This is a genomic window from Psychrobacter piechaudii (assembly GCF_900162825.1).
Taxonomy (GTDB): Bacteria; Pseudomonadota; Gammaproteobacteria; order Pseudomonadales; family Moraxellaceae; genus Psychrobacter; species Psychrobacter piechaudii.
Genome location: NZ_FUGE01000226.1, coordinates 1 through 10,643 on the forward strand (window position 1 = coordinate 1; position 10,643 = coordinate 10,643).

At 40.3% G+C, this 10,643-nt stretch carries 6 protein-coding genes, 1 pseudogene and 1 CRISPR repeat array; all 7 genes and pseudogenes read left to right on the forward strand.

The genetic code is table 11. The annotated features are described in order from the left end of the window. Positions 1–405 precede the first annotated feature (405 nt). Positions 406–603 (forward strand): annotated as a pseudogene (locus A1019T_RS13780) (hypothetical protein); the annotation flags it as partial. Positions 604–1,251: 648 nt separating this feature from the next. After that, on the forward strand, positions 1,252–2,244 hold the full coding sequence (gene cas1f, locus A1019T_RS11810) for a type I-F CRISPR-associated endonuclease Cas1f (protein ID WP_077451822.1): 993 nt from the start codon (positions 1,252–1,254) through the stop codon (positions 2,242–2,244). A gap of 3 nt (positions 2,245–2,247) precedes the next feature. Continuing rightward, positions 2,248–5,766, forward strand: coding sequence for a type I-F CRISPR-associated helicase Cas3f (gene cas3f, locus A1019T_RS11815; protein WP_077451823.1), 3,519 nt, complete (start codon positions 2,248–2,250; stop codon positions 5,764–5,766). After that, complete coding sequence (gene csy1, locus A1019T_RS11820; RefSeq protein ID WP_167366874.1) at positions 5,756–7,255, forward strand: type I-F CRISPR-associated protein Csy1; 1,500 nt, start codon at positions 5,756–5,758, stop codon at positions 7,253–7,255. The genes cas3f and csy1 overlap by 11 nt, the downstream gene beginning before the upstream one ends. Further along, on the forward strand, positions 7,252–8,454 hold the full coding sequence (gene csy2, locus A1019T_RS11825; RefSeq protein ID WP_077451827.1) for a type I-F CRISPR-associated protein Csy2: 1,203 nt from the start codon (positions 7,252–7,254) through the stop codon (positions 8,452–8,454). The genes csy1 and csy2 overlap by 4 nt, the downstream gene beginning before the upstream one ends. A 44-nt stretch (positions 8,455–8,498) precedes the next feature. Then, complete coding sequence (csy3, locus tag A1019T_RS11830) at positions 8,499–9,518, forward strand: type I-F CRISPR-associated protein Csy3 (protein ID WP_077451829.1); 1,020 nt, start codon at positions 8,499–8,501, stop codon at positions 9,516–9,518. Beyond that, positions 9,518–10,120, forward strand: coding sequence for a type I-F CRISPR-associated endoribonuclease Cas6/Csy4 (gene cas6f, locus A1019T_RS11835; RefSeq protein WP_077451831.1), 603 nt, complete (start codon positions 9,518–9,520; stop codon positions 10,118–10,120). Before csy3 ends, cas6f begins: the two co-directional genes overlap by 1 nt. A 178-nt stretch (positions 10,121–10,298) precedes the next feature. Further along, positions 10,299–10,626: direct repeats of the CRISPR family, unit length 28 nt; unit sequence CTTCCTCACCGCATAGGTGACTTAGAAA. The last annotated feature ends 17 nt before the right edge of the window (positions 10,627–10,643 follow it).

Genomic DNA, 10,643 nt, shown 5'->3' on the forward strand with positions numbered 1-10,643 from the left:
GGGCTATTATCATTAGGCTCAAACAATTGATTCTTGCCTTGTTCATACTCAGGTTTTGGGTTAAAGTTTCACTAAGTCTGTTAAAGTTTGGCATGGTCTGATTCGTCTTAAAAATTACTATTATGCCTTTGCTTTAACAGACTTTTTTGTTTTTTTGTCGTGTGCAGAGAAACTCAACATAAAAATTTAGAATTAAATCGATACTTTGGTGACCACCCTTCGTCACGGGTATTCAATATTTGGTGGTGTTCTAAAAAGTATGCTGGCGCTAAAAGTCAATAAGAAGTCTATGCTAAGTTCTCTGATTATATATGGCTTTTAAAGCTTCAAAAATTGTTCAAATTTTGATCAGCATACTTTTTGACACACCACCTATATTTTTATGCCAATGCTGCTAGCTGTGGGAGTGCTATTGTCGCGGCGCTGGTGTGTGGCGGACGCAATATATTACTTTCTTACACCATAACTGTACCTTTTATGGGTGCGGTTTTTCTACCGTTACTGGGTGCTTTTCAATTACCATTGTTTTGCTTACCCTTACTGGGCAAATATATGGCAAAACGCCATACGACTCAACCTATAGATTTAAAATCAGGTTTCTGAATCGCCCTGACTACTTACAGATAAGCTATCGTTTAGAGGACTTTTTTGGGTATCCCCTAGCGAAACTAGTTCTTCTACCTCTCAAACGTATTAACAGACCACTTATAGCAGACTATTTTAGGTGGTTATGTTTATAAAAGCGTATCTTAGAGCATCAATAAAACAATAAGATGCTAAGCATGCCAAAAATTAGCTTATATATATTGCTAATGGTCATAAAATCGCTGCGTTTATGTCTAGAATGAATCAGGGGCAAAGCTAGTACGTACAAAGCTCATGCAGCTGATCGAAGACGCCCATGCAAACGATGTGATTTTGGTTGAACAAATAGACAGACTTAAGTATCTAAATCCACGCGCCCGTGATGCAGGCGAATTTCATAGTGCTATTACGTTAATCATAAAGTGATCTCTAATATTTGACAGTGCGACGCTCTCCATTAATCACTTCCCGATTTTATAAACTCAGTTTATTTAGAGCCTTCTAAATTTGTATTACTCTTATTCGAAAAGCCAACTCTAGTAAATACTCATACCTAAACGACATTATGTGTCGTGTTTTATCAGCCTGACTATTGTTTAATTATATTATTTTGACTATAGTAAAACCATACATCTGATATGGCTTTTGCCACAAAATGGAAAGATAATGAGCAAACCTAGCAACCCCTATACCGACAATAGCTTTGTCTCTTCAGATCTCAAAACCATTTTGCACTCCAAACGTGCCAATATCTACTATCTGTCGCATTGCCGAGTCATGCAAAAGGACGGGCGTGTGCTGTATCTTACTGAAGATGACAAAGCTAACCTCTATTATAATATTCCTATCGCTAACACTACCTCCATTCTACTTGGTACAGGCACCTCCATTACTCAAGCGGCGATGCGCCTTCTATCACAAGCAGGCGTGTTAGTTGGCTTTTGCGGTGGTGGTGGTATGCCGTTATTTATGGGCACAGAGCGTGAGGTCTATGTTGAGTGGATGACTCCGCAAAGCGAGTATCGACCGACTGAATATATTCAAGGCTGGATGAGCTGGTGGTGGGATAATGATAAACGACTTGCCGCAGCCAAGCAATTGCAAATAGCTCGCGTTGCTTATCTGCAAGCGGTATGGAATAAAGACAGCGACTTTAAGCGCTGGGGGTTTGATAGCAATATCGATGCGATACAGAAACTGCTCAATGATAATATTCAGCAAATCGATAAGCAGACAGAGGTCATGCATTTATTGCAATTGGAAGCCCGCCTGACTAAACAGCTTTATAAATTAGCCACCCAAAATACGGGTTATGACGGCTTTACCCGTGAGCACGATGGTATCGATAAGGCCAATGGTTTCCTCAATCATGGGAACTATCTGGCGTACGGTCTCGGTGCGACGACCGCATGGACACTTGGTATTCCACATGGCTTTGCGGTGATGCATGGTAAGACTCGGCGCGGGGCATTGGTGTTTGATATCGCCGATATCATCAAAGACGCGCTGGTGCTGCCCCTCGCCTTTATTTGCGCTAGCGAGAACATGAGCGAGCAAGAGTTTCGCCAAGAGTGCATCAACATGTTTACCAAACATAAGGCGCTGGATTATCAGTTTGAAGTGGTTAAACAGTTGGCGATGACTAAGTGGGAAGTGTAGAAAATGATTGTTACCTTTGTCTCCCAATGTGAGAAAAAATCACTTAAGCGCACACGGCGTATCTTAGACTCCTTTGCTAACCGCATTGGCGATAACGTTTGGCAGACGGCTATTACTGAGGATGGGCTAGAGACGGTTAAGCAGCTCTTGCGTAAGTCAGCGACCAAATCTACGGCGGTTAGCTGTCATCGTAATAAGACTCGCCAGCTGACAGAGCTGGTGTGGATCATAGGTAATAAACGTCAGTTTAATGAGATTGGCATTGTACCTGTTAATTTTACAGAAAAAGACATCTCTGTTTATCAAGACGATTATCAATGGCGAACACTGATCTTAATGAGATATGCCACTGCCATTGCTGGATTATTCCATGATTTTGGTAAAGCTAATGTTCTATTTCAGAAGAAAATAAAACCCAATCTTAAAACAGATTCGTTCGAGCCTTTTCGTCATGAGTGGGTATCTCTACGTTTATTCGAAGCTTTCATGTTCGGTCAAACAACTGACCAAGACTGGCTTGATAAATTGATTGATGGTGATGTGAGTGACGATACTTTTTTATACAAGGATGGTATTCATAAACCTGAAAACTTTACCAATCCGATAACTACCCTACCTCCCTTTGCTAGATTAGTCGCTTGGCTTATCGTCTCACACCACAAGCTACCTTCTTATCCTAAATGGAAAAACGAGCTTGGACATGAGCCTGATTTCAGTAATATTGATCAATGGTTAAATGAGTTTAAACCGTTATGGAACTCACCTAACTGTCAAGACTATGACCAAAAACAGCGTTTTGATGACAATTGGTCATTAACCGAGCATGGATTGCCTTTCAATAGTCAACAATGGACTTCTTATGCTTGTTTGCTTGCCGCGCAAGCCAAGCAAGAGCTACTACCCTTAATCAACGACAACACCGACTACCTTCAAGACGATTTATTTACCGCCCACCTATCAAGGCTTGCGCTCATGCTAGCCGACCATCACGTCTCTTCATTTAGTATCAATGAAACTCGTGAACTTTTGGGACGCCATGGCTGGCGCAGCAGTCGTTACCCTGTTTATGCAAATACTCATAAAACAGATGAGGATATCATCGTTTATAAACAACAATTAGACGAGCATCTGATTGGGGTAGCTTATCATGCCGAACGTATCATAAAGGCTTTGCCAAAATTTAAATCAGAACTACGCGGATTGTCTAAAAACAGTTTTTTGGAAGACAAAGTCAAGACTACACTGTCTTATGACATTACAGGTGTTGATAAAGAGCAGAAAATTGAAGCTTTGCTCAAAAAATTTAAATGGCAAGACGCTGCTAAAAAAATAGCGGATGATATCAGTGAGAAAACACTGCAACATGGTTTTTTTGGTATCAATATGGCATCGACAGGTAGCGGGAAAACCTTAGCCAATGCCAAGATAATGTATGCGCTTGGTAAGGCATCAGGGCAGATTCGCTTTAATGTCGCATTAGGGCTGCGTACGCTCACCCTACAAACTGGCAAAGAATTTCAAGAATCATTAGATTTATCAGATGATGAGCTTTCCATTGCGGTAGGCGGTATCGCTGTAAAAGCGCTGTTTGAAAATCAACATAATAGTAAAGACAAAGATGAGGATGATAGTGAAAATGAGGTGTTGGGCAGCGCTTCGGCTGACGATTATCTTAACCCTGATTTGTATCTTTTGTATAACTCCGATGTCAAAAAGACCCCTCACTCTCTATCGAAATGGACAGCACGGCGCGGCAAGGAGCGTGTAGAAAAGCTATTACAGCCGCCAGTCCTTGTATGTACGATTGACCATCTCATCCCAGCAACAGAAGGCGTACGTGGTGGGCAACAAATTGGCCCAATGTTACGCCTACTCTCTAGCGATTTAATACTAGATGAACCTGATGATTTTGGACTGACTGACCTGCCCGCCCTTTGTCGTCTGATTCATTGGTCAGCCATGCTAGGTAGTAAAGTCATGTTATCTACCGCTACTATGCCGCCAGCCCTCGTTTACGAATGCTTTAATGCTTATCAATCAGGCTGGAGAGCATTTGTTAAAGCCAACCTTGATAGCTGGGATGAGTCGATACAGTGTGCGTGGTTTGATGAGATGACCACCCCTATTCAAAGTCTTGAAGATAATATCAATAACTTTAAAGAAACACACAATAAGTTTGTGAAAAAACGCATTAAGAAGTTAGAAGACTTACTTCCTAAGCGCAAAGGTAAGGTCGTTATCGTTGAAGAAAAGCCAAGCCAATCAGTCTTCGAAAACGTCGCACAAACTATCTATAACAGCATCACAGAATTACACCGTGATCATCGTCTAAGCAAAGAGGATAAGACACTGTCTATAGGTTTGGTTCGTATGGCAAACATTGACCCTATGATAGGCGTTGCAAAACAGTTACTCAGCATGGATGCACCGAGTGATACTTGTATTCATTACTGTGTGTATCACAGTCGCTACGCTCTAGCTGTACGTTCTCACTTAGAAGAAAAGCTAGACAATATCTTAAGTCGCAAAGATTCAGAACGTATATGGCATCCCGACGATGGACTGGGCAATATCATCAATAACCATCCTGCCAAGCATCATATATTTGTCGTGATAGCTTCTCCAGTAGCAGAAGTTGGACGTGACCACGATTACGATTGGGCAGTGATAGAGCCTTCTTCTATGCGCTCCATAATCCAAATAGCAGGACGGGTTTTACGTCATCGCGACCTGTACCCAAAAACGCCTAATATCCATGTTTTGAATAAAAACATCAAAGCGCTAAAAAACAAAGATATCTGCTTTGAAAAACCCGGATTTGAATCTAATAATGCCAAATTCACCCTTCAAGATGGCAACACTTATCATATTAAGCTTGCTTCACATCAGCTCAATACCTCCGCTAATAAGCTAACAGACAAGACCTTAAATAGTGTCTTGCGAGAAGGTGAAATAGATATTATTAGTGCTATTCCTCGTATCTCGTTATCTCCATTTGAGGCAGTATCTTTAGCTAAAAACGATAAAACAGCTTTACAGTACAGGCATCTAACGGCTTTGGAACATATGGCGTTATTTGAAAAACTCAAGCTAGGCCAAAGTCCTGCCAATGTATGGTGGACAAAACAGCCGCATTGGTGCGCAGAAGTACAACGTCAGCAGCGCTTTAGAGATTCCAAAAATGATATCAGCTATCGCCTTTGTTTTGATGATATTAATGAAGAGATGACTTTTAAGTGGATGAATACGGAGGTTAAACCAGCCGTATTGGGAGAGGCTAAAGATATATTTAACATAGATGACTATCAAGCTAGTGGTAAAAACAGTCAGTTCTGGTTTGATTTAAACCCGCTTAATATATACCAACATTTAACCCAAAGTTTTGATATGTCTCTTGAGGAGATTAGTAAAAATTTTGGCGAGTTTCGCCTGACCAAATATAGCGATGAGCAAGATACGTTTCTTTATCACCATAATTTGGGAATATTCAAAAATACTAAGGAGAAAAATTATGACAAATGAGAATGATAAAGAGTGGGAGCAGCTGATTGTAGATTTTTTACAATCAAAATTTGATACCGATTTAATTAAATTTATCAAAGAAACCTTCAAAGAGATTCAAAAGCTGGCTTCAAAGTCTAAAGAGGTGTCTGAGGAGTTTGAAGCGTTTTTGGACGCTCGCAAAAATAAAAAGCCTGACCATTTAACTGAAACAGATTTTCAAAAGGCTCGTATGATCGAGTTATTCGAATATCTTGACGAGTTTAGTCTTGTTGACAAAATTCAATTAGCATCTGAATACCAAGCAATGGTAGAAAAAATAACTGCTAAATATCATATAAACACTTGGATTGAAGATGCTTCCGACAACGCTAGCAGCGTAACTTTTGCCACTCACGTCTCAAAGCTTACTCATTCAAAGATTGATAGCTCATCATTAAATGATGCCATTAGCTCTGCTAGAGACGACTTATTAACCACCTCATCATTACCTAATCCCATCGTAGATGGTGCGGTCGCTGGCAATCAGTATGCGCCAATTTACCAGTTTTTATCTTTAGAGATAAATGGCGTCACTTTAGCACAAGCGCTCGCAGAACCCTCTAATACTATTTTACAAGCATTTGCTAAAAATGATGCTCAGTTAAGCGAATGGAACAAGCATTTTAAAGAGGTTACTCAAGCATCAACTCTATCTACACATTTTTTGGCCAAGCAAGTTTACTTCCCTATCAATACTGAACAAGACCAGTATCATTTGTTGTGTCATATGGTGTCCTCATCTTTAGCACAGCACATTTTCGGGGCATTATTCAATGATGAAAATAAACAAATAAGAAATCAGTATTTTGATAAAAAATATCATTCAGAAGTATTCTACGATTTTCCTGCTAAAGCAACGCTTGCCGTCACTGCCAGCAATCATAGTAACGCTTCACAATTAAACGGTAGACGCGGCGGTAAATTGTACCTCTTCAATACTCAGCCGCCTATTTGGCAAAGCCAAACCAAACCTCCTGCCAATGAGACTAATCTATTTAACCACTATCTACTCAATCAGATGAGTCGTGACAACATCAATGGATTTTGCGCCATGTTTTTAAGCGCTATTGAGGTATATCGCAAACCGAACATCATGCAAGGTCTAGAAAAATGGCTGCAAGCCATTACTGATGATGTGATTGCTTATGCCAGCACAGTGCAACAGCTTCCTGCGGAATGGTCTATAAATAGTGAACTTGAAGCCAATAGGATTGAACACTGCTACTTCTTAGATATCGATAGACAAGACGAAACATTTATTACTGCTCAAAGAAATAATGAATGGCAATCTGTGGTCGCGCGTGACTTTGGTCAATGGATAAACAATAAGTTAAGTTCTAAGGGTAAAAACTTTACCCCACAACCTGAACATCGCAAACTTTGGCAAAAGTTTTTTAGTGAGCATCTACGAGATTATATGAATATTGTCTTGATTGATGATTTAACAAAGGAGAGCGAAGTCCTATGAACCATTATATATTGATCGACCACGTTCAAGTTCAAGATGCCAATGCTATTGCTGGTTTTACATGGGGCTTTCCTTCTATTACTCACTTCTTAGGATTCGCGCATCTACTACAGCGCAAAATGAAAGCGCATAGTCAATTTAGTGATATAGAACTTGGAGGCTGCGCTGTGATTTCTCACGACCAACGCACAAGCACTTATCAACATGGCTCATCGGTCTCTTTTACTCAGTCTCGAAACCCACCCTATCTTGACTCGCATGATAAAAAATCACCGCCGCCCATTATCGAAGAAGGCAAAATGTCGATGACGGTATCCTTGCTTATTGAGGTCAAGGATTCTATTGCTCAGTATGGGCAAGCACTTGAAGCGTGGATTAACAAGCAATGCTACTTACAGCGGCTAGCCGGAGGCAGCATTCAAAACGTAAAATCAGTCTCATTGTTTTCTATAAAGTCAGAAGATACTGCTTCTATAAGAGCACTACAACGTAGATTACTGCCGGGATTTGTACTGATTAATCGTTCTGAATTATTGAGTCAGCATTTAGAGCAATTACAAGAGACTGATTCTTCTATCGAGCTGTTTGATGCTTGGATAGATTTTATCGGTTTGAAACGTCGTGCTAGACCTGCTTATGAATTGATTAACCAACATCTAACGCAATTAGCTAAAGATAAAAACGATTTTGCCATTAATCTGCTCGATAAATGGCAGCAGCATTTAAAAACGTCCTACGATTCAGACAACATACCAAAAGATTTACTGAATTATTTTACCAATATGAGTGATACAGCAAATAAACAACACAAAGCATTGATAAGCCAATGGCAACACTATATAAATCCTGATTTAACAACTCCAGCACAATGGGAGTACCAGCCCAAGCCTAATAAAGGCTATCTCGTACCTATAATGTGCGGTTATAAAGCCATCTCTGATGTCATAGATAACGAAGAGGTTTTAGGTACACGAGATAACGAGACAGAAGTTTGTTTCGTAGAGGCGGTACATAGTATTGGTGAGTGGCGTAGCGTTCACCGCTTTAAAAGCTTAGACACTATCAACAATGCCATGTGGCAATACCACTATGCGCCAAACTGGTATCTATGTAGTCAGCAGCAAAGTTTTGACGTTATAGATAACAGCATAGATAACCGCAACGATGACATTATCATCCAAGATCCAACTGAATTTTAAACCGTAACTTTTAACCTGTGATTTTAAATAAAAGGAAGACAACTATGAGCAAAATAACCTTACCAAACATGCTAGCTTTTGAGCGTAAATTTGAAACATCAGATGCTTTGATGTTCTCTGGAGGCTGGTCTGATAAAGAAAAGCCCAACACTATTGAACAAGCTGTCGAAAAAGATAAAGGCGAAAAAGAGGATGCTGTTATTTGGCAACCTATCAAAATCATTCCTAGACTTAATCGCTCTACCCAAAGCGCACATGGTATCAATGATGCCAATAAGATCAAACCAAATCCAGTGGCTGCAAGTAATGACGATGCAAACCTGCCCTCAGAACACGATACTTTGAAGGTGAGTTTTACTTTACGCATTATCGGTAATCTAGGCTTACCATTCTCATGTAATCAACCTGACTTTGAAACTGCGATTACTCAAAAAGTAAACGAGTTTAAACAAAGCGCAATGATTGATGAGTTAGCCAAACGCTATGCTTATAATATTGCCAACGGACGTTTTTTGTGGCGCAACCGAGTAGGTGCAGAAGAGATAACCATTGTGGTAAACATAAAAGGTCAAGATAATGCACTAACATTTAATGCTTATGACTATAGCTTGAATAACTTTGAACATAATAACGGTGATCTTCAGATACTTAGTGAGGCAATCAAACGAGGTTTGATCGAGGATGATAACTACGTTCTTATCTCTGTCGATGCTTTTGTCAAATTGGGCAATGGTCAACACGTATTCCCTTCGCAAGAGATGAATATGAATGAAAAACGCAAAGTATTATTCAAAATAAAAGACCAAGCGGCTATGCATAACGTCAAGATTGGCAATGCTCTGCGTACAGTAGATAATTGGTATAGCGATGACGCTGAGTTTCCAATTGCCGCAGAGCCTTATGGCGCAGTTACTCAACGTGGTCAAGCCTATCGCAAGAGCAAAAATGACCTGTATAGTCTGATGGTAGATTGGGTGAATGATAAAGATATAGAACCTGAACAACAAGCCTATGTCGTCTCTAACCTTATTCGTGGCGGTGTATTTAGTAAAGGAGGTAGCTGATGCAACTGACACATTATCAGGAAATAACCATAATCCCTGACCCTGAGATTGCGCCTTACTTCATCTGGAGTAAGCTATTTACCCAATTTCATATTGCCTTAGCGGAGATGAAAAACAAGCACGGCATCGAATCTATCGGTGTCAGCTTCCCTGATTATCATTATGATGAAAAGGGCAAATCATCTAAACTTGGTTTAAAGCTACGTGTCTTCGCTCAAAGTCAAAAGGATTTAGAAACTCTAGATCTCGATAAATGGCTAGAGCGATTGACGGACTATGTGCATGTGAAGCGCATCAATGAGGTTGGTGACAAAGCCAAAGGGCACGTTGTGATCAGACGCTACCGCCGTAAAAACGTGCTCAAGCAGGCTGAAGCATTCGCTGAGCACAAAGGCATTATGCTGGAGGCGGCACTGATACACTGCGCCAAACACAAGCAGGATAACAAACCCTATCCTTATATCAACTTAAGGAGCCTCAGCAACAATCAACCTTACGCATTATCTATCATTCAAGAAATGGCAGATAATGAGACTCAAGGGTCGTTTAACAGCTATGGCATTAACAATGCGGCAGATAAGGTTACTGTGCCCCATTGGTAAGCTACTTATAAGGTAATGACGAATTACCCAAAAATTGGGACAAAAAACCCTTTTTTTGAGCTATTTAAAAACTTTTAATAAAATCAATCAGTTACATTAGGGCGAAAAACGGAGGGTAAAACAGGGTGTTTCACTCTCCACGCCTTGTTGTAACTGAGTTTTTTGAGGTATAATCCCCCTTCCTCACCGCATAGGTGACTTAGAAATACAATGCCGCTATCACGAGTTATTGTTAAAGCTTCCTCACCGCATAGGTGACTTAGAAATAGCAAATGCCAGACGAGTTACTGAGCTATCACTTCCTCACCGCATAGGTGACTTAGAAAATTTAAGATAGGTATAAACAATAAAACATTGACTTCCTCACCGCATAGGTGACTTAGAAAAATTTTCCAGATGCTTTGAGGTCGTACAGTAGCTTCCTCACCGCATAGGTGACTTAGAAACTAAGGCTTTCAAGTGAACTGTCGCAAATACTCTTCCTCACCGCATAGGTGACTTAGAAATTAAAAGATTAAGCTCG